Origin of the sequence: Thioclava pacifica DSM 10166, from assembly GCF_000714535.1 — a bacterium.
Classification (GTDB): Bacteria; Pseudomonadota; Alphaproteobacteria; order Rhodobacterales; family Rhodobacteraceae; genus Thioclava; species Thioclava pacifica.
Map to the genome: position 1 here is coordinate 310,844 of NZ_AUND01000012.1, position 18,461 is coordinate 329,304.

The following is an 18,461-nucleotide window of genomic DNA, read 5'->3' on the forward strand; positions in this document are numbered from 1 at the left end:
TTACTCTGATGAACCTGTTTCACTCCGAGAGGATTTCAACCCTTCGACATGGCGCAACTCGCTCTCGACAAGCGGGCGCAGGGCAAAATCCGTCTCGAGAATATATTCGGTCTCCAGCGTCTCGATCCGCATCTGACCGGCGAGCTGTTGAACGAAGGCATTGACCAATTGCGAGCCGAGCCCCGTACCATCCACCGTCTCGGATTGCTCCGCATCGGGATCGACGGTGTTGGCCACGCGCAGCCGCGCCTGCATCCCCTCACCGCGCCGCAGGCTGATATCGAGCTTCGGTGTGCCCTGCCTCGCGGAGGCGTATTTCATCGCATTCGTCATCGCTTCGGTCAGCAGAAGCGACAGCGGCACGGCCTGATCCGGTGTCAGGTGAATATCGTCGATCTGGCAATCGACGGCGATATGCCGCCCCGGCCCGGTCGCAAGCCGCGTGATCTGACGCACGATATCGGGCAGCAGCTCCTGTGCGCGAATATCGGTAAGCCCCGAGGTCTGATATAGCCCGCGGTGGATCGTCGCGAGGCTGATCACCCGCTCCTGCAAGCCTTTCATCAAACCCTTCGCCTCGGGCGTGCGGGCCTGACGCATCTGCATGTTGATGATCGAAGCGATGAGCTGGAGGTTGTTCTTCACCCGGTGATGCACCTCGCGCAGCAACACCTCCTTGTGGTGAACCATGTCCTCCAATTCCGCCTCGTCATGCAGGATCGTCTCGGTCATCCGGTCATAGGCTTCGGCAAGATCGCGGATCTCGGACGGCGCACCCGCAAGATCGAGCTTGCCCACGATGCGACTTCCGGTCGCAAAATTCGTGATCGCCCGCGAGAGCTTGCGCACATGGCCGATCACCAGCTTCTGCATCGCGAAATAGGCCACCAGCAGGCTCGCGGCCCACATCAGCGCCGGAAACAGCACCGGCGAGATATCTGCAAAGGGGCTGAGCGCCGAGGCCGCCTGCGCGGGCCAGCTGCCCAGCGCGTAAAGCTCGTCGGGCACCAGTTCGACGACGGAATAGACCCGCTCGTTGCCCCGGTTGGAATCGCCCGAAAAGGTCACCGCCCCCGCCTGCGCCAGCAATTTGAGCGAACGATCCGCCGGCAGATGCGCCTGCGTGTTCGACAACCCGTCCGAAGAGGTCAGGATCGTGCCGTCACGGTCGAAGGTCATGATCACCAACGGCCGGTCATCGGCGAGCTTGGGCCCGTCCTCGGCCAGCGACAGCTCGGTGTGGGGCATCGAGATCGTCACGATCCCGATATGCTGACCGATATTGTTGAAGACCGGCTGCGCCACCCCAAGAACCGACGTGTTGGAAACCGGCGCATTGCGATTGACGTAGAAGGTCGTGCCCTTAGCCTTCGAGATCCGCTGATAGATGTCCTGACCGGCGAAATCATAGGTCTGACCGGTGCTCGAACAGGTCATCTGTCCGGTATCGGGGATGAAGGCCACGAGCGAGAAATTCGGGAAGGCCTGCGAGATTTCACGCATCCATTTCGAACAGGCCTCGGCATTGCCGACCAACGGCTGCACCGTGTTCGCCAGCACACGCGCTGCATCCTGCGCGTGCTGGATCACCCGCGACTCACCGGCCACGGCGCGCATCGTCTCGCCCATCAGCGCGGCCTCGGAGCGCGCCTGTGCCTCGCGCACGACCGAGGTGGATTGCAAGATGGCGATGATCAGCAGCGGGAAGAGCGCAACCGCCAGCATCAGCGCCAGCCGAACCCCCAGCCCGTCAAGAAAGAACAGGCCGCCCCGTGTCCGTTTCCGGATCGGGGCGGCCTTTGTTTCGTCTTCCACTGCCGCTTTCGCGGCTTCAGAACTCATGCGGCGGCGACTCCGGATTTACCCATCACGGCGAGCGAGTTCCGATCGGCGCCCGCAAGGATATCCTCACCTTCTTCGAGACCGAGCATTTCCGCAAGCCGTGCACGCGCACGATTCGCCCGGCTCTTGACCGTGCCGACGGCGACGCCCATCATCCCGGCCGCTTCCTCATAGGAGAAGCCCGAGGCACCCACCAGCGTCAGCACCTCGCGATGTTCGGGGCTGAGCTGATCGAAGGCCACGACGAAGTCGTTCATCGCGAGGCGCCCGTCATGAGCCGGCTTTTCATAAAGCGTCGCGGCATGGATCCCCTCGGGATCGGCCACCTCGCGCTTGCGTTTGCGTCGGTCGGAATAGAACGTGTTGCGCAGGATCGTGAACAGCCAGGCACGCAGGTTCGTGCCGCGCTCGAATTTCTCGATATTCGACCAGGCTTTCACGATCGTATCCTGAACCAAATCATCGGCCGCCGCGGAATTGCGCGTCAGCGAAAGCGCGAAAGCGCGCAGAGCACCCAGATGTTCAGGCAGTTCATCGCGCGGGTCGCGCGCATCGGTGGCCGGGGCGGCGCGGGAGGGCGTCGTCATTTGCCGCCCTCCTTTGCCTTCAGCTGAGCCAGGAGATCCTTGAACCGATCCGGCACCTCTTCCTGAAGCGCCTCTTCGTAAACCCGCTTGAGGTTTTCATTAATCTGCTCTCGGATACTGGCCTTGGACTTTTCGTCAGGCATGTCACTATACATTCCGGTTCCCGATCCCACATTCTTTGCACGGAACCAAACGCGGGGCCAGACGTTCGGTTCCCGAGAAAAGTCAAAAAGGGGGCTTACATGTCCGAAGATATCGCCAACACCATCGGGGCCAACCTGCCGTATCTGCGTCGCTATGCGCGTGCACTGACCGGCAGCCAGGACAGCGGCGACCGTTACGCTGCTGCTACGCTCGAGGCGATCCTCGAAGATACGTCACCTTTCGAGAACAACGACCCGAAGGTCGCTTTGTTCCATGCTTTCCACCTTGTCTGGGCGTCGGCTGGCTCCCCTCTGGGTGAACCCGATAACCGCCTCTCGGCGCGTGCGCAGGATCATATGTCCACGCTGACGCCGAACACCCGCGAGGCACTGCTCCTCCACTCGATCGAGGGATTCCGCGTCGAGGAAATCGGCGCGATCATGCAGATCGACGCCGATGAGGCGAAGGAACTGATCGACATCGCCATCCGCGAGATGGAAAGCTCGATCTCGGGCAAGATCATGATCATCGAGGACGAAGCCATCATCGCGATGGATATTCGCGCCATCGTCGAGGATATGGGCCATTCCATCACCGGCATCGCGCGCACCCGCGACGAGGCGGTGGAGCTTGCCGCGAAGGAAAAGCCCGACCTGATTCTCGCCGACATCCAGCTCGCCGACAATTCCTCGGGGATCGATGCGGTGAACGACATTCTCGCGCAGTTCGGCCCCGATCTGCCCGTGGTCTTCATCACCGCCTTCCCCGAGCGTCTGCTGACCGGCGAGCGCCCGGAACCGGCCTTCCTGATCACCAAGCCCTATACCGAAAGCCAGGTGCAATCGGCCGTCAGCCAGGCGATGTTCTTCTCCTCGACGGAGACGCTCGCGGCCTGATTTCCGCAGGAAGAGAGCCTAATTTGGAAGCCCCGGAGGATGCTCCGGGGCTTTTTCTTTCTTCATCAGGTTCCGATCAGCGCGAGACGCTAACATAGCCTCGCGTCTTGCCGTCGTTGTCGGAATCCACCGTATTCATCGCAGCGAAAAGTGCCTCTGCCGTCACCCAGACCGGCGGATATTTGTAGCGCGTCACGTCGAGGATCAGGAACCGATCGGTATCCGCATCATAGGCGCCAAGTGGCGAAATATGTCCGCCCGACTCCTGCCCAATCGCCTTGCGCAGATAATTCACCAGAATGAAGTGATCGTCATCGGCAAGCTCAGCCACCGCCGTCTTGCGGAACGCATCAAGATCGGACTCGCTTGCGTGAACATCCGTCACTTTCAGATCATGGGCCGCCAGCAAACCGCCCAGATCGTCGAGCGTCATCCCATAGGGCGGGCTGAGGATCGCCTTCGCCGGCTTCACCGCGTCGGCCGCCGGGGTGAAGATGTTCTCCTGATCGAACAAGCCCAGTCCAAGGGTCTTCTTCGATGCCGGACGCGGTACGTTCAGCGCGTTGAGAACCATCGCGATTGTCGCCGGCCCACAATAGGCCGGATTGATCTGCGTCGTGAAGTTGATGCTCAGCGGAAAATAGTCATTCCGCGCCTCAGCCCCCACCAGCAGCGCTTCACCCTCGGGGCTCGCGAGGCTGATCACCCCCTCGGGCAGCGGCAGCGTCTCCGCCTGCACCGTCGTGATACAGGCCAGAAGCAAGGCCGATAGGATCGATCCAAGGACTTTCATGGCGCCCTCGCCCGATCCGAGTCGCTTCCTTCAAGGTACCACACGCGCCTTGATCAGGAGCGTTTACCTCTGCTGCACAGGTATCTCGTGGGCCAAGGCTATCCGCGCCGGCCCACGAGCGCGCTTGATCGCCTCACCTCAAACCCCTTCCGTGGATCGCGCCCAGAGGTTGACCTCCTCATCGCTCGCATGGCTGTCGATCTCGGCCAGTTCCTCCTCGGTGAACTCGAGATTCGACACTGCACCGGCGCAATCCACCACCTGCTCGGGTTTCGAGGCCCCGATCAGCGCCGAAGTGATGCCGCCATTTCGCAGCACCCAGGCAATCGCCATCTGCGCCAGCGTCTGCCCGCGTCGCTCCGCGATCGCGTTGAGCGCGCGCACCTTCTCCAGCGCTCCTTCGGTGATCGTACCCGGATCGAGCGACTTGCCCTGATCGGCCCGCGAGCCTTCGGGAATCCCGCCCAGATATTTCTTCGTCAAAATCCCCTGTGCAAGCGGCGTGAAGGCGATCGAACCGACGCCGAGTTCGCTCAGCGTGTCCTTCAACCCGTCGCGCTCGACCCAGCGGTTGAGCATGTTGTAGCTCGGCTGGTGGATCAGCAGCGGCACGCCCATCTCTTTCAGGATCGCTGCCGCGGCGCGGGTGCGATCGGAATTGTAGCTCGAGATCCCGATATAAAGCGCCTTGCCCGAGCGCCAGATATGCTCCAGCGCGCCCATCGTCTCTTCCAGCGGCGTCTCGGGGTCGAACCGGTGCGAATAGAAGATATCGACATAATCGAGCCCCATCCGCTTCAGCGACTGGTCACAGGACGCGATCAGGTATTTCCGGCTGCCCCATTCCCCATAGGGCCCCGGCCACATGTCGTAACCCGCCTTCGACGAAATGATCAGCTCGTCGCGGAAGCCCGCGAAATCGGTGCGCAGGATCTCCCCGAACGCCTCTTCGGCCGCGCCCGGCGGCGGGCCGTAATTGTTGGCCAGATCGAAATGGGTGATGCCATGATCGAAAGCGGCCTGACAGATCGCGCGCTTCGTCTGATGCGGCGTGTCATGGCCGAAATTGTGCCACAGCCCCAGCGAGACAGCGGGCAATTTCAGCCCCGAGCGCCCGCAATAACGATAGGACATGCGTGAATAGCGATCCTCGGCGGGATGATAGGTCATCGGCTCCTCCTGCAATGTTAGCGAAAACAGATCACAGCCATGGGTCCGCCGCAAGTTGCGCTCGCGCAGGGCTTGCGCAATGGTGAGCGCAAAGGAGATCCGCGTGAGAGAAACAGCGAAATTCGGCCTCAGCCTGTTCGGACGACTGGTGGAGTCGAATATCACCCTCGTGTCGGCCGGTGTCGCTTTCTATGCGATGCTCGCGATCTTTCCCGGCATCTCCGCCACCATCGCGATCTGGAGCGCCTTCGCCGATCCGGCGGTGATCCATACCTATCTCAAGGTCGCCTCCGAGTTCATCCCGCCCGAGGCCTATGCGCTGATCAACGATCAGATCCAGAGCTGGCTGATCGGGCCGCGCTCGACGATCGGGATCGGGGTGATCATCTCGGCAGCGGTGACGTTGTTCTCGGCGCGCGCTGGTGTGGCGGCGCTGGTGCTGAGCCTCAACGTGATCCACGGCACCAAGCCGCGCGCAACGATCTGGAGCTTCGTCATGGGGTACCTGATGACGGTGTCCCTCGTGGGCGTGATGCTCGCCGCGCTGGCAACCGTCGTCATCGTGCCGATCGTCGTGAATTTCCTTCCGTTTCATGAGGTTACAAAGCTTCTGCTCTCGGGCTTGCCTTGGGGCGCGATGATCCTGCTGATGTTCACCGCGCTCGGTATTCTCTACCGCTACGGTCCCAATACCGAAGGCAGGCGCGATCCGATCCTGACGCTCGGCGCCGTGCTGGCGGCGGCGGTCTGGGGGATCAGCTCGCTCGGACTGACCTACTACCTCGCGAATTTCGGCAATTACAACAAGGTCTACGGCTCGATCGGAGCGGTGATCGCGCTTCTGGTCTGGCTCTACCTGAGCGCCTTTTCGGTGCTTCTTGGCGCGGCGCTGAATGCCGAGCTTTCCGCCTTTCGCAAACGTCAGGCCATCGCGGCGGCCGAGGCGGAGAAAGACGCGCAGGCCCAGGCCGAATAAGCGCAGCTTATCCATCTGCTTCGGGAATAAGCTGCGCTTATGCGATCAGTAGTTCCGCTCGAAATAGACGCCGAGCGTGCTCTGCCCCTCGGAGTCGACCGATCCACGCGCCGTCACATTCTTCGTCACGTCGAGATTGAGGTTGACCTGCGAGGTGCCGTCGCCGCTCACCGTGACATCGGTATAGATGTTGTCGGTGAGATATTTCCCGACCTTGAGCTGCGTATTGCCCTCGGCATCGGTCGACACATCGAGATCGTCGAGGCCGAAATTCTTCCGCAGATTGCCGATGATCCCTTCGCCGCCTTTACCCGCCAACGTGGCCACGGCCGAGGCGAGCTGCGCCGCCTGCAACACCGAGAGGTTCTCGATCGAGCGACCGAAGATCAGCCGCGCGAGAACCTCGTCCTGCGGCAGCTCGGGCGAGGAGGTGAACGTGACATTCGGCTCTGTCGCGCGACCTTCGATATTGATCGAAATCGTGTAATCGTCCTGGCTCGTCGTCGCGGTGAAGGTCAGCCAGGGCACGAGCGCGCCTTGCAAAGCGATCTTGCCCTGATCGAGCGTGAAGCGCTGGCCGAGAATATCGAGACGCCCGCGCACGAGGTTGAACTGCCCGACCGGGATCACATCCGAGGTCGTGCCGGTGACACGCAGGCTGCCGCCGAGTTCCGCGTCAAGCCCGCGGCCGCGCACGAAGATCCCGCGCGTCGCGGCAATCGTCACATCGAGCGGATAGGACGGACCAGTCTTCGCGCCCGTTGCCGTGGCGGGCTCCGTCGAGAGCAGCCCCGCGCGGTTGAGCGTCTGGCGCACTGCCGCGCTTTCGCCGGTATGGGTCATGCCCTCGGGCACCGCCGCACCGCCGCCAAGCCCGGAGGACGGCACGCGCAGCTCGGTATCCTCGAGCGTGATCCGTCCGGCGATCTTCGCCCCGCCCGCAAGCGGCCCATCCATGGTGATCGTGCCCGAAGCGCGGGTGTCGTACAGCTCGGGATCGCGTAGCCGCGCTCGGTCGAGGCGGATCGTGAGATTGCCGCTATAGGGCGCCGACAGCGCGACCGGCCCGCTGATGCTCAGCGATCCGCCAGTGCTGAGCCGTCCGTTGAGATCAAGCTGCGCCGACCCGCCCGACAGGTTCACATTGGTTTTCACGTCGTCCAGCACCAAGCCGAGATTCGGCGCGACGATCTTGGTGCCCGTCGCGCTGACCGTACCCGAAAGCGCGCCGAGGCCGGGCTTTCCCTTGAGCCGCAGATCGAAACTCAGCGGGCCTTGCAGCGAGCGCGGCTCGATGAAGGCGTTGATCAGCGCCGTCTGGGCCTGGCCCGTGATGCTCAGATCGGCATCGTTGAAATCAGAGGAGACGCGACCAGACACCTTCGCCTCGGTGCCGCCCGGACCGGAGCCGGAAAGCGCGAGATTGTAGCCTGCGCCATCTTCGCCCACCGTTCCAGACAGGCTCACCGGCCCGGCAAAGCCGGGAGCGAGCAAGGCCGCGTTGGACAGGCGGGCATTCAGATCGAGCGTGCGCCCACTCTCCGCCGCCGCCCCTTGCGCCGAGACATCGAGCTGCGGGTTGTTGAGTTGCAGATCGCGCAGCTGGATCTGGCCCGCGGTATAATCGGCCAGAAGCGAAAACTTGGTCGTGCCGGCCAGAATCTTGTCGGCTTCGGCCTGACCGATCGCGAGCGCGCGACCCGTGCCATCGAGCTTGAACGTGTAGGTCTCACCCGAGAACGTGACGGTCGCGTCGGCATCGACCCCGCCGCGATAGCCGCCACCGAGGATCGAAAGATCCTTCGCGCTCAGATTGGCGGTGAGTTTGCCATCCTTGCTCGCCAGCGTGCCCTGCGCCTGGAGCGTCCCCGCCGCCGTTTTCACATTGAGCGTATCGAGCGCCAGACCGGTCTCGTCGCGCTTGGCGGAAACGGTGATCTCGGAGCGGCCCGCAAGCGCGCGGTCAGCCTGCGGCTGGTCGATCGCGATGTCCTGACCGATCACATTGAGATCGGCATCAAAAGCGCCGGTCAACACCGTGTAGCTGCCCGCGACCGAGGCCTGCGCCTGGCCCGAAAGCGGGCGGCCCGCGAGCCCCGAAATCACGCTGATATCCGAATGATTGACCTGCGCGGTGCCCTTGATCGTCACACCCTTGTCGAGATCGGAGATCGTCAGATTGGCGTCGGCGCGGTAGTCACGGCCCAGAAGAGAAAGCTGTGAGAGCCGCAGCGGCTTGTCCTGCTGCCAGGAGAAGACCGCCTTCGCCGTGGCGAAAGGACCGACCGCCTCGCTGAGCGCGGAATCGGCGAACTCGAGTCCGTTCAGTCCGAGGATGATCGTGCCGCCGACGCTGGGCGGCGCGCTTTGGCGGATCCGGCCCGAGCCCGAGAGGTTCGCGGTCAGCATTTTCGTGCCATCCTCGCGGCGGAGCTGATCGAGCGTGCCCGAGAGTTTCCAGCCATCGCCCTGCGCCTTGTCATAGGCGAGGTTGATCGTGCCCGACTGCACCCAGGTCTTCGTGCCCGAAAGCGGAAGCAGCACCTCTTGCCCGTCGCCAAGGCCGAGTTGGCCGGTCAGGTCGAATTTCTCGGGCATGTTGTTGGTGCCGATCAGCGCCGAGCCGCTCAGCTGGAGCGCGCGCGACTTCAGGTCGAGCCCATCGATCTGGGTCTGGCCCGAGGCGCTGCGGCTGCCGGAAACCACGAGCGCAACCGCGTCGCCGAAGAAGGCGCGGTAGTCTTCGGGCAGAAGCGGTCGGACATCGCCGCTGAAGGCGGCCGAGAAATTGGTCTGGGCGGGTGCGCCTTCGGGAGCGCCTTTCGGCGCGGCCTCTTTCACCGTCACCTGCCCGGCAAGGCGCTGCTGGCCTTGCGTGCTCAGCACGATATCGGCGGTGAAATCGGCGATCGGACCACTGCCCGACACCGCGAGCGTCATCGGCGGTTCGCCCGGCAGGCCGATGCGCTTGGTGATAATGCCGCCCTGACCCTCATCGATCAGAAGATCAAGGCCCAGTTCGCGCGTGCCGTTGTCATAGGCGGCCGTCAGCGAGAACGCCCCCTTCTGCCCGTCGATCCGGTCGATGGCGAGCTTGGCCTTGCCTTCGCCGCCCGCCAGGGACATCGAGCCGGTCACCTTGACCGTCGCGGCTTGCCCCAGGATCGGCGCGCCGAGGATTACCTTCTTCGCGTCGATCTTGCCGATATTGACCGAGACCGGCAGTTCGGGCAGCGCGAAAGGTTTTGCCTCGGGGCTGGGCGTGCCGTCGCTGGCTTGCGCATTGGGCAGGCGCGGCAGGTCGATCTCGGCGGCGGACAGTTCGTCGATTTCGATCTTTCCGGTGAGCAAGGCCGAGCGGCTCCACTGGATCGCGCCGTCCTTGATCGTGAGCCACGCGCCATCCGCATCGGAGATCGTGAGCTGCGTAAAGGTCGCGCGCGAACTCAGCGCGCCTTCGAACCCGTCGAGCCGCACGGTGCGGCCCGCACCCGAGAGGTTATCCTCGATCAGCCCGGTCAGATAGGAGCGGTCGCGCGCAGTCTGCTCGGCGGTCGCCGCGCCCGCGCCACTGTCGGTTTGAGGGGTGCTGTCCTGCGCGCTGGCGATCAACGGGGTCAGGCAGAGGGCGAGAAGAAGTGCAAAACGTCTCATCAGAAGGCCTGCCCGATACCGATATAGATCTGTGCGCCCGAACCGGTGTCGCCGCTCACCGGGAATCCGACATCGAGCCGGATCGGACCGATGCCGGTCTTGTAACGCACGCCGAGACCTGCACCGGCCTGCGAGCCGCTCTCGCCGCCACCCGAGACATAGCCGTAATCGTAGAACGCCACCGCGCCGATATTCTTCGTGATCCCGAAGCGCGCCTCGCTCTGGACGCCCACGAATTCGGTGCCGCCCGTGGCGAGGGTGCCGCCGTCGAGTACCTTCACGCCGAGCGATTGGTAGGGCTGGCCGCGCACCGTGCCGCCGCCGCCCGAATAGAAGAGGTAGTCGCGCGGGGTCTCTTCGAGATCGGCGCCGACGACACTGCCGAGTTGCAAACGGCCAGCCAGCACGAAGCGCTTGCTCTCGCCGAAGCTTTTATACGCACGCAGGTCACCGGTGAGCTGCGCACCCGTCCCGGTGGTCTGGTCGAGCCCGAAGAAGGGCGTGACCCCGGCCTGAACGTAAAAGCCCTTGGTCGGGTCCATCTTGTTGTCACGGTCGTCCCAGGTGAGCTTCGTGGGCAGGTAGACCTCACGGAAGATCGTTTCGCCGGACGTGTCGGTGACCTTCGACCAACCGTAATTGATCGAAATGTCGCCGGTAAGCTTGTCGTTGAAGATGCGCGTCAGACCAAAGCCGATATCGAAGGCGTCCTCGTCGTAATCATCCTCGTTCTTGTGGCTGAGCGCGGTCGTCACATAAGCGTTCGTATCGGGGTTGAAGGTCGCAGGACGGTCAATCCGCGCTCCGATCGAATAGTCGATCCCTCCGGTCGCCCCGCCGATCCCGCTCACTCCGGTATCAATGCGGAACCGTTCCCCACCGCCAAAGAGGTTCCGATGCAGCCAATAGCCCGACAGCCCGAGCCCGTCGGTGCTGTTGAGTTCCGCCCCAAGACCGATCTTGCGCTTCTTCTGCTCGACCACTGCGAGGGTCACATCGAGACTGTCATCAGGGTTGAGCGTCTTCGCCTCGGTGATCGCGACAGACGAGAAGATGCCGGTGCGCTGAAGCCGCGACTGCACTTCGTCGAGCTTCTTCGGGTCATAGACTTCGCCCGTCGGGAAGCCCGCGATTTCGCGCAGGCGCTTCGTGCGCAGACGCTGATTGCCCGAGGTTTCAAGCTTGCCGAAGGTCACCACCGGACCCGGCGCGATACGGATCTCGGAAGACAGCGTATTCGCGCGATGATTGGCGACGATATCCTGCGCGGCAACCTGCGCCTTGGCATGACCTTCGTCGCGCCATTTCGTCGTGGCCTTGCTGGCCGCGTCGATGATCACGCCCGACTGGGCGACCTGACCTGGCGCGTAGCCTTCGGGCAGATCGGTGCCGGGCGCGACCGGACCGATCTCGGCGCGGGAAAAATGAAAAAGCGGGCCGGGATTCACCGAGACCGTCACCTGCGTCACGCTGGCGGGCGCATCGAGCGGCGGGATATTCGCCGCTTCGCGCCCGTCGATCTTGATCGAGACCACGCCCGAGTAATAGCCCTGCGCAAAGAGCGTCGAGACGATGCGATTGTAATCGGCGCGTGCGGCGGCGAGCACATCCTGCCCGTCCTTGCCCTCGGCATCCTTGTTCTGAACCAGAAGCGAGGCGCCTTCGAGCACCGATTTCAGCCCGGACTCCGCACCGGGCGTGCGGAATTTCAAATCATAGGCAAAGCTTGGCGACGACAGCGATACCAGCGCGGTCACACTCAACAGAAAAACTCGAATTCGCTTGGATGCCATCGTTTCGCGTCTCCGGACAATCAGAGCTAAACTCGCAGTTATCGAATGAAATGGCCAGAGCAGGCGCAAGCCTCCGCCGATCAAAACCACAAGATCGGCGGAAAAACTCCGTCCTCAGCAAATCAGCGTCGGCAGGATCCGGTCCATATGCTTTTGCATGTAGATCCGCAGCCAATTCGAGAAGCGATCGGGATGGCGTTTGACCTCCGCTGCGAGGTCGTAAAGGCCGACCCAGCGCGTGTCCGAAACCTCTTTCGGGTCGGGCTTGACCGCCATGCCGGGTCGCGCAAAGGCGATATAGACATCAACCACCTCATGCTCGACGAGCCCGCCATCGACCTCGGTGCGATATTCGACCCGGTCCGCATGGGCGGGATAGAGCCCTTCGATACCCAGCTCGTCACGCAGACGCCGTACCGCGCATTGCTCAGGGCGCTCGCCCCAGTTGGGATGGCTGCAACAGGTATTGGACCACCGACCCGGCGAATGGATCTTCGCCGCGGAGCGCTTCTGGAGCAGGATCTGATCCCCATCCATGACAAAAATGGACACCGCCCTGTGGCGGAGCCCTTTTCGATGCGCTTCCATCAACTCGACCGGCGCCAATTCGCCGTCGATCCATGCCTGGATCTGTCCCATTTGTAACCTTGCGTCCCGTGCCACGCCGGAGAATCCGGGGGCACGAGGCAAAGATGGGGCTGAGACCGCGTCGAGTCACGGTGTCAGCTTGTCCCTGAGGCAGCATGCCGCGCCCCCGGGCCCTCACGATCGTGTCAGCGGCTCAGGAGAGCATCTGACCTTCCGCTTCGGATTGCTGGCGACGGGCCAGCTCGTTGCGGTAGAGCGCGACGAAATCGACGATCTCGAGGTTGAAGGGCGGGAAACCGCCATCGCGGGTCACATCGGAAACGATGCGGCGCACGAAGGGGAAAAGCTGACGCGGGCATTCGATCAGCAGGAAGGGATGGAGCTGATCCTCCGGCACGCCCTCCACGTGGAAGATCCCACCATAGTCGAGCTCGAGCAGGTACAGGGTCGAGTTGTCGGCCTTGTTGGTCGAGACGACCTTGAACTTGGTGATCACTTCGTACTGGTTGTCCTGCGTACGCTTCTTCGCGTCGAGGCTCACCTGCACCTGCATCTCGGGCTGGATATCGGCGGTTTGGAGCCCTTTCAGGGCCACGTTGTTCTCGAAGGACATGTCACGCACGAATTGCGCGAGAATGTTCATCCGCAGTTGGGGCTGCTCGGCCGCGGCCGCGCCGTTTGCTTCTTCCGTCATGGACCTCTCCAGAATTGTCTGGGAGGGGTTTAGCACCCTGCTGCGCGCGCCTCAATTCTCAATGACGGGTCCAGCCCGAGGGGCCATCCGAGGGCGGTTGGCGATGGGTCATCTCCTCGGCCTCTTCGGCATCGAGGATCTCGGGATCGTTGGGCCGGCGATTGTCATAGGCGTTGGTACGATACGCCCCGCCCATCTCGAAGCGCGTCACCTTCACGCGGCTCGCGGCATGTTTCATCACCCAGTCGCGGATGCCCGGGATCAGAAGCAAGATCCCCACCGCATCGGTAAAGAACCCCGGCGTGAGCAACAGAACCCCCGCAACGAGGATCATCGCGCCATGCGCCAACGGACGGGATGGATCACGCAGCTCATTGAGAGAGTCGCGCAGATCGTTCATCGCGCGCGCGCCCTCGCGGCGCACCAAAGAGGTGCCGATGATCGCCGTCAGCAGCACGATCCCCAGCGTCGGCCAGAGTCCGATCAGCCCGCCCACCTTGATGAACAGCCCGATCTCGATCAGCGGGACGGCCAGGAAGGCCAAAAAGATCCACATTGCATCCTCTTTCGCTCGTCCGCGACGCATGGGCGCGCCAGTGGACTTGAACCTGTCGAGGCCTTACATAAGTACCCAACGACCAAACGACAAACACAGCAAAAAACTCGGGGTCTCGATGTCCGGTGCCGTTATCCAGCTTATCGTTCTCGCGGCAATCGCGATCTTCCTGATTCTCAAGCTGAAAAGCGTGCTTGGCACGCGTGAAGGCTATGAGAAGCCGATCATTCCCGAAACCGCGCCCGACTCCGCGCCGAAGCGCGATTTCGACGTGATCGAGGGTGGACCGGACCACGATATCATCGACAATGTGCCAGAAGGCTCGACCGCCGCGGTGGCACTGGCCGCGATGAAGCGCGTGGAGCCGCAATTCTCCGTCTCGCAATTCCTGCAAGGCGCGCGTGGCGCTTACGAGATGATCCTGATGGCCTTCGAGACCGGCGATCTGGAGAAGGTGAAGCCGTTCCTGGCGCCCGAGGTCTACGAGGCCTTCGAGACGGCGGTGAACGCGCGCAAGGAACAGGGGCTCGATGTTCAGGCGGAGTTCCTCGGGCTGCGCGAACTGGTCCTCAGCGATGCCGATTTCGACCACACCACCAACGAGGCCGAGGTGACGGTGCGTTTCGGGGCCGAGATCATCTCGGTTGCGCGCAACGCCGCCGGCGAGGTGGTCGAGGGCGACCCCAAGACGCCGCGCAAGCAGCGTGACATCTGGACCTTCGCGCGCACGATGGGCGCCAACGATCCGAACTGGCAGCTCGTCGCGACGGGCGGCTAAGCCCGGTGGCGCTGTCCTTCAGCGATATTCCCGGCTGGGACCGGGACGATCACGCCGCCGCTTGGGCGGCGTTTTGCGTCACGGCCGATCTGAGCGGGCTGGCTCCGATCGAGACCGATGATGCGAAAGCCGCCTTTGAAGCACTGTTCGAGCCGGTCGAGATTGCTGCCGAGGGCGCAGCTCATTTTACCGGTTATTACGAGCCTGAGCTGAACGGCGCGCGCGAGAAATCCGCGCGCTTTACCTATCCGCTTTATGCGAAACCCGCTGAAATAGGGTCTGATACGCCTTGGTTCACCCGCGCCGAGATCGTTGAAGGCGATTTGCTGGCAGGGCGGGAGCTGGTCTGGCTCGACAGCCCGATCGAGGCGTTTCTGGCGCAGGTCCAGGGCTCGGTACGGATCCGGTTTCAGGACGGAACCAGCCTGCGGCTGGGCTATGACGGCAAGAACGGTCATCCCTATCGCTCGATCGGCAAGGAACTCGTGGCACGCGGGGTCGCGCCTGTCGCGGAGATGACGCCGGATCGCATCCGCCAATGGGGGCGCGAAAACCCCGGCGAGGTGCAAGCGCTGCTCAATCATAACCCGTCTTTCGTCTTCTTCCGCGTGTTGGAGATTCCACCCGAGACCGGCCCCTTGGGCGCGATGGGACGACCCGTCAGCGCCGGGCGCAGCCTTGCGGTGGACCCCGAACACGTGACGCTCGGCAGCCCGGTCTGGATCGACTGCCCGGGCTTCGGCCAGCGGTTGATGGTGGCGCAGGATGTGGGCTCGGCGATCAAGGGCGCAGGACGCGGCGATATCTTCACAGGCTCCGGCCCGGAGGCCGGGCACATCGCGGGGGCAATCAACACGAAGGGCCGGATGGTCGCCCTGCGGAGGCGCGCATGAGCAAACGCCGCAAACTGTCCCCTGAAGAGCGCGAACTCTGGGATCGCGTCGCCGCCTCGACCCATCGCTACCGCCCGGAAAAGCCAGATTCCGCTGAAACAGAGCCTGTCTTGGCGCCGAGCGCCAAACCCAAGCCCAACCGGCCAGAGCTGCGCGGCTTCCAATTGGGGCAGCATGCGAAACCCTGCGCGCCGCGCCATGATCTTGCTCCCGGGCCGGGCGAACATCTTGCCCGTCAGCCGGTCGTGATGGACCGCAAGGCGCATAAGTCGATGACGCGCGGCAAGTTGAAGCCCGAAGCCACGCTCGACCTGCACGGGATGACGCTGGCCGAGGCTCATCCCGAGCTGATCCGCTTCATCCTGACCGCCCAGAGCCACGGCAAGCGACTGGTGCTGGTGATCACCGGGAAGGGCAAGCGCGGCGACGATGACGGGCCGATCCCGCGCCGGGTGGGCGTGCTGCGCCATCAGGTGCCGCAATGGCTGCGGCTGATGCCTCTGGCCCCGGCGGTGATGCAGGTGAGCGAGGCGCATCTGAAACATGGCGGCTCGGGCGCCTATTACGTCTATCTGCGCCGGATGCGCTAACCGCCCGAGATTGGGGCCAACACGATCTGGGTCGCGTTCTCGACCGTCAGGATAACCGCCTGCCCGAGCCCGGTACGCCCACGCTGATCGCCCTCCAGAACTTTCGCGATCTGGCCGGTGCTGTCGAGTAGACGGATCAGCGCTGGCGAGGTGACGACGTTGAAATGCCCATCTCCGGTATTGAAAGCCGAAACATTGACCACGGTGACCTTGTAGCGCGCAATCCGGTTGAGATCTTCGAGATTGCCGAGCCGGTCGCTTTGCCCGGTCAACCGCGCGGACAGCTGCAAGGCCCGGTCCTTTTGCGACGTGAAGATCACGAAGGGCTGGGGCAGCGTTCCGATCGCGTCGGCCTGGGTCTGAAACAGGTCCACCGCAATGTCGGGCGAGATCAGAATGACGCCGCCAAGGCTCGAAAACAGACCCTGTTTCTGCGCAATCGCCTCCTGACGCAGCACTTCCATTGTCAGTTCCGTGCCCAGAGAATGCGCCACGAGAAGGATGCGACGGGCCCCGGCCGCGCGCAGATCTCCAAGCAGTTCGACCAGACCGTCACGCGCGAACAGCACGGAATCCCGGTCATAGGCATAGCCCAGAACATTTGCCCGCGAAGGCCAGGAATAATGCACCATAACGCCGGGCAGATCGAAATCCTCGCCCATCTGCGCCATGCGGTAGAGGCCTTCGGCAAAGGAGTTGTTGAAGCCATGGACGAAGACCACCGCCTCGCCTTTGTTCTGGCGAAGCGCTGTGCGCAGCTCCGACAGGAACTGCGCGCGCGGCAGGTCGATCTGGGCCTGCGAGATCATGAATTGTGTCTTGGGATCGGCGGGCGTGCCACCGGTCGTGGGATAGTCGATCTGGGCAGTCTGGCGTTCAGGTGGCGTCGCGACATCGAACCGCGCCAGACGCAGCTCGGGGCTACGCTCGAACCCGAAAGGCTGGCCGGTTTCAGGATCGGGCGCGCGGGTGGAACCCACGAAGATCGCCCGCGCATTCGGGTCGGGGTGGTCGAGATAGGCCAGCCGCCCGCGCGGGGCGCAGGCGGAAAGCGTGACCAGAATGATGACAACCAGAATGCGACCCATACCCGGCCCCGAACAATTCAGGGCCGAGGATAGCAAAGCCCACGCGGGGCGCTAGGGGTCAGAGGACGTAACGGCTCAGATCGGTGTCGCGGGTCAGATCGCCCAGCTCGTTTTCCACGAAAGCCGCATCGACGGTGACGCTCTGGCCGCCCCGGTCGGGCGCGGTGAAGGAGAGCTCCTCGAAGACGCGTTCCATGACGGTATAGAGCCTTCTGGCGCCGATATTCTCGACCGAGCGGTTGACCTCGGCGGCGATGCGCGCGAGTGCGGCGATCCCGTCGGCGGTGAAGCTGACGGTGACCTCTTCGGTCTTCATCAGCGCTTCGTACTGCCGGGTCAGGGCGTTGTCGGTCTCGGAAAGAATCCGGGTGAAGTCTTCTTCCGTGAGCGCCTGAAGCTCGACCCGGATCGGCAGGCGGCCCTGCAATTCGGGCAGCAGATCCGAGGGTTTCGCGATGTGGAAAGCGCCGGAGGCGATGAACAGGATATGGTCGGTCTTCACCGCGCCGTATTTGGTCGACACCGTCGTGCCCTCGATCAGCGGCAGCAGGTCGCGCTGCACGCCTTCGCGGCTGACATCGGCGCCACGGGTCTCGGCCCGGGCGGTGACCTTGTCGATCTCGTCGATGAAGACGATGCCGGAATGCTGCACGGCCTCGAGCGCGGCGGTCTTCACCGTCTCGTCGTCGAGAAGCTTGTCGGCCTCTTCCGAGATCAGCAAGTCGTAGCTTTCCGAGACGGTCATCTTGCGGCGCGTTGTGCGGTTGCCGCCGAAAGCCTTGAACAGGTCTTGCAGGCCCTGCATCTGCTGTTCCATCCCCGGCTGGCCGCCCATCATCCCGATCGGCATGCCGCCGGACTGATCGGCCACATCGAGCTCGATGATCTTGTCGTCCAGCTCGCCATCGCGGAGCTTCTTGCGGAACATATCGCGAGTGCCTGCGCGCGCGTCCGAGCCCGCGAGCGCGGAAATCACGCGATCCTCGGCAGCCTTATGCGCCTTCGCCTTGACCTCTTCGCGCATGTATTCGCGGGTCTCGACCATCGCGACATCCATCAGATCGCGGATGATCTGTTCCACGTCGCGGCCGACATAGCCCACTTCGGTGAATTTCGTGGCCTCGACCTTCAGAAATGGCGCGCGGGCGAGTTTCGCCAGGCGGCGCGAGATCTCGGTCTTGCCGACGCCGGTCGGGCCGATCATCAGGATGTTCTTTGGGTAAACCTCGTCGCGCAGGTCATCGGGCAGCTGCTGACGGCGCCAGCGGTTGCGCAGCGCGACGGCCACGGCGCGCTTTGCGTCCTTCTGGCCGATGATGAAACGGTCGAGTTCCGAGACGATTTCGCGGGGGGTCAGATCGGTCATGGAGTGCTCCGTGGGGTTCGGCAGGCGAGGCGTGCCGGATGTGTCTTGTAAGG

Annotated in this window: 17 protein-coding genes; 5 read left to right on the top strand and 12 right to left on the bottom strand. The window is 63.2% G+C overall.

What is annotated here, in order from left to right; all coding sequences use genetic code 11:
* The 3 genes from TP2_RS07320 to TP2_RS07330 are packed head-to-tail and all read right to left on the bottom strand — an operon-like array spanning position 1 to position 2,572.
* Positions 1 to 1,842 (bottom strand): sensor histidine kinase, encoded by a 1,842-nt coding sequence (locus TP2_RS07320; RefSeq protein WP_084714039.1) that lies wholly within the window; start codon positions 1,840 to 1,842, stop codon positions 1 to 3.
* A complete protein-coding gene (locus tag TP2_RS07325; protein ID WP_038075392.1) occupies positions 1,839 to 2,429 on the bottom strand; it encodes an RNA polymerase sigma factor in 591 nt (196 codons plus the stop codon). Before TP2_RS07325 ends, TP2_RS07320 begins: the two co-directional genes overlap by 4 nt.
* Complete coding sequence (locus tag TP2_RS07330) at positions 2,426 to 2,572, bottom strand: NepR family anti-sigma factor (RefSeq protein WP_038076168.1); 147 nt, start codon at positions 2,570 to 2,572, stop codon at positions 2,426 to 2,428. The genes TP2_RS07325 and TP2_RS07330 overlap by 4 nt, the downstream gene beginning before the upstream one ends.
* A gap of 99 nt (positions 2,573 to 2,671) precedes the next feature.
* Here TP2_RS07330 and TP2_RS07335 point away from each other — a divergent pair, with 99 nt between their 5' ends.
* Positions 2,672 to 3,469, top strand: coding sequence for a response regulator (locus TP2_RS07335; RefSeq protein WP_038075395.1), 798 nt, complete (start codon positions 2,672 to 2,674; stop codon positions 3,467 to 3,469).
* 76 nt (positions 3,470 to 3,545) lie between these two features.
* Here TP2_RS07335 and TP2_RS07340 read toward each other — a convergent pair whose 3' ends face one another.
* On the bottom strand, positions 3,546 to 4,262 hold the full coding sequence (locus TP2_RS07340) for a phytochelatin synthase family protein (protein ID WP_038075400.1): 717 nt from the start codon (positions 4,260 to 4,262) through the stop codon (positions 3,546 to 3,548).
* A 138-nt stretch (positions 4,263 to 4,400) separates the two neighbouring features.
* Entirely contained in the window at positions 4,401 to 5,432 is a 1,032-nt protein-coding gene (gene mgrA / locus TP2_RS07345; RefSeq protein ID WP_038075403.1) for an L-glyceraldehyde 3-phosphate reductase, read from the bottom strand.
* A 103-nt stretch (positions 5,433 to 5,535) separates the two neighbouring features.
* Between mgrA and TP2_RS07350 the strand changes: the two genes are divergently transcribed.
* On the top strand, positions 5,536 to 6,408 hold the full coding sequence (locus TP2_RS07350; RefSeq protein ID WP_169739509.1) for a YihY/virulence factor BrkB family protein: 873 nt from the start codon (positions 5,536 to 5,538) through the stop codon (positions 6,406 to 6,408).
* A gap of 45 nt (positions 6,409 to 6,453) precedes the next feature.
* Here the strand turns inward: TP2_RS07350 and TP2_RS07355 are convergent, their stop codons facing one another.
* The 5 genes from TP2_RS07355 to TP2_RS07375 all read right to left on the bottom strand — a co-directional run bounded on the left by TP2_RS07355 (position 6,454) and on the right by TP2_RS07375 (position 13,693).
* Positions 6,454 to 10,062 (bottom strand): translocation/assembly module TamB domain-containing protein, encoded by a 3,609-nt coding sequence (locus TP2_RS07355; RefSeq protein WP_038075408.1) that lies wholly within the window; start codon positions 10,060 to 10,062, stop codon positions 6,454 to 6,456.
* Positions 10,062 to 11,819: an autotransporter assembly complex protein TamA gene (locus TP2_RS07360; protein WP_240473733.1), complete on the bottom strand. Its 1,758-nt coding sequence runs from the start codon at positions 11,817 to 11,819 to the stop codon at positions 10,062 to 10,064. The genes TP2_RS07355 and TP2_RS07360 overlap by 1 nt, the downstream gene beginning before the upstream one ends.
* Positions 11,820 to 11,969: 150 nt before the next feature.
* A complete protein-coding gene (gene idi, locus TP2_RS07365; RefSeq protein WP_038075413.1) occupies positions 11,970 to 12,494 on the bottom strand; it encodes an isopentenyl-diphosphate Delta-isomerase in 525 nt (174 codons plus the stop codon).
* A gap of 142 nt (positions 12,495 to 12,636) precedes the next feature.
* Complete coding sequence (gene secB / locus TP2_RS07370) at positions 12,637 to 13,137, bottom strand: protein-export chaperone SecB (RefSeq protein ID WP_038075416.1); 501 nt, start codon at positions 13,135 to 13,137, stop codon at positions 12,637 to 12,639.
* A 58-nt stretch (positions 13,138 to 13,195) separates the two neighbouring features.
* Complete coding sequence (locus tag TP2_RS07375; RefSeq protein WP_038075419.1) at positions 13,196 to 13,693, bottom strand: FxsA family protein; 498 nt, start codon at positions 13,691 to 13,693, stop codon at positions 13,196 to 13,198.
* 118 nt (positions 13,694 to 13,811) lie between these two features.
* Between TP2_RS07375 and TP2_RS07380 the strand changes: the two genes are divergently transcribed.
* Genes TP2_RS07380 through TP2_RS07390 form a run of 3 tightly spaced genes read left to right on the top strand, consistent with a single transcriptional unit; the run spans position 13,812 to position 15,954 of the window.
* The gene (locus tag TP2_RS07380) at positions 13,812 to 14,471 is read left to right on the top strand and encodes a Tim44/TimA family putative adaptor protein (protein ID WP_038075422.1); all 660 of its coding nucleotides are present in this window, start codon (positions 13,812 to 13,814) and stop codon (positions 14,469 to 14,471) included.
* Positions 14,472 to 14,476: 5 nt separating this feature from the next.
* Entirely contained in the window at positions 14,477 to 15,364 is an 888-nt protein-coding gene (mltA, locus tag TP2_RS07385) for a murein transglycosylase A (RefSeq protein WP_038075426.1), read from the top strand.
* On the top strand, positions 15,361 to 15,954 hold the full coding sequence (locus TP2_RS07390; RefSeq protein ID WP_038075429.1) for a Smr/MutS family protein: 594 nt from the start codon (positions 15,361 to 15,363) through the stop codon (positions 15,952 to 15,954). The genes mltA and TP2_RS07390 overlap by 4 nt, the downstream gene beginning before the upstream one ends.
* Here the strand turns inward: TP2_RS07390 and TP2_RS07395 are convergent.
* Positions 15,951 to 17,042, bottom strand: a complete 1,092-nt coding sequence (locus TP2_RS07395) for an alpha/beta hydrolase (protein ID WP_038075431.1) — start codon at positions 17,040 to 17,042, stop codon at positions 15,951 to 15,953. The genes TP2_RS07390 and TP2_RS07395 overlap by 4 nt on opposite strands.
* Positions 17,043 to 17,100: 58 nt before the next feature.
* Complete coding sequence (gene hslU / locus TP2_RS07400; RefSeq protein WP_038075434.1) at positions 17,101 to 18,408, bottom strand: ATP-dependent protease ATPase subunit HslU; 1,308 nt, start codon at positions 18,406 to 18,408, stop codon at positions 17,101 to 17,103.
* Positions 18,409 to 18,461 lie beyond the last annotated feature (53 nt).

Bases quoted from the DNA above. Each gene is read 5' to 3' on its own strand.
- TP2_RS07375 (WP_038075419.1), bottom strand. From the start codon at position 13,693: ATGTGGATCTTTTTGGCCTTCCTGGCCGTCCCGCTGATCGAGATCGGG.
- TP2_RS07390 (WP_038075429.1), top strand. From the start codon at position 15,361: ATGAGCAAACGCCGCAAACTGTCCCCTGAAGAGCGCGAACTCTGGGAT.
- secB (WP_038075416.1), bottom strand. From the start codon at position 13,137: ATGACGGAAGAAGCAAACGGCGCGGCCGCGGCCGAGCAGCCCCAACTG.
- TP2_RS07340 (WP_038075400.1), bottom strand. From the start codon at position 4,262: ATGAAAGTCCTTGGATCGATCCTATCGGCCTTGCTTCTGGCCTGTATC.
- TP2_RS07330 (WP_038076168.1), bottom strand. From the start codon at position 2,572: ATGCCTGACGAAAAGTCCAAGGCCAGTATCCGAGAGCAGATTAATGAA.
- TP2_RS07355 (WP_038075408.1), bottom strand. From the start codon at position 10,062: ATGAGACGTTTTGCACTTCTTCTCGCCCTCTGCCTGACCCCGTTGATC.
- TP2_RS07320 (WP_084714039.1), bottom strand. From the start codon at position 1,842: ATGAGTTCTGAAGCCGCGAAAGCGGCAGTGGAAGACGAAACAAAGGCC.
- TP2_RS07380 (WP_038075422.1), top strand. From the start codon at position 13,812: ATGTCCGGTGCCGTTATCCAGCTTATCGTTCTCGCGGCAATCGCGATC.
- idi (WP_038075413.1), bottom strand. From the start codon at position 12,494: ATGGGACAGATCCAGGCATGGATCGACGGCGAATTGGCGCCGGTCGAG.
- TP2_RS07335 (WP_038075395.1), top strand. From the start codon at position 2,672: ATGTCCGAAGATATCGCCAACACCATCGGGGCCAACCTGCCGTATCTG.
- TP2_RS07395 (WP_038075431.1), bottom strand. From the start codon at position 17,042: ATGGGTCGCATTCTGGTTGTCATCATTCTGGTCACGCTTTCCGCCTGC.
- mgrA (WP_038075403.1), bottom strand. From the start codon at position 5,432: ATGACCTATCATCCCGCCGAGGATCGCTATTCACGCATGTCCTATCGT.
- hslU (WP_038075434.1), bottom strand. From the start codon at position 18,408: ATGACCGATCTGACCCCCCGCGAAATCGTCTCGGAACTCGACCGTTTC.
- TP2_RS07325 (WP_038075392.1), bottom strand. From the start codon at position 2,429: ATGACGACGCCCTCCCGCGCCGCCCCGGCCACCGATGCGCGCGACCCG.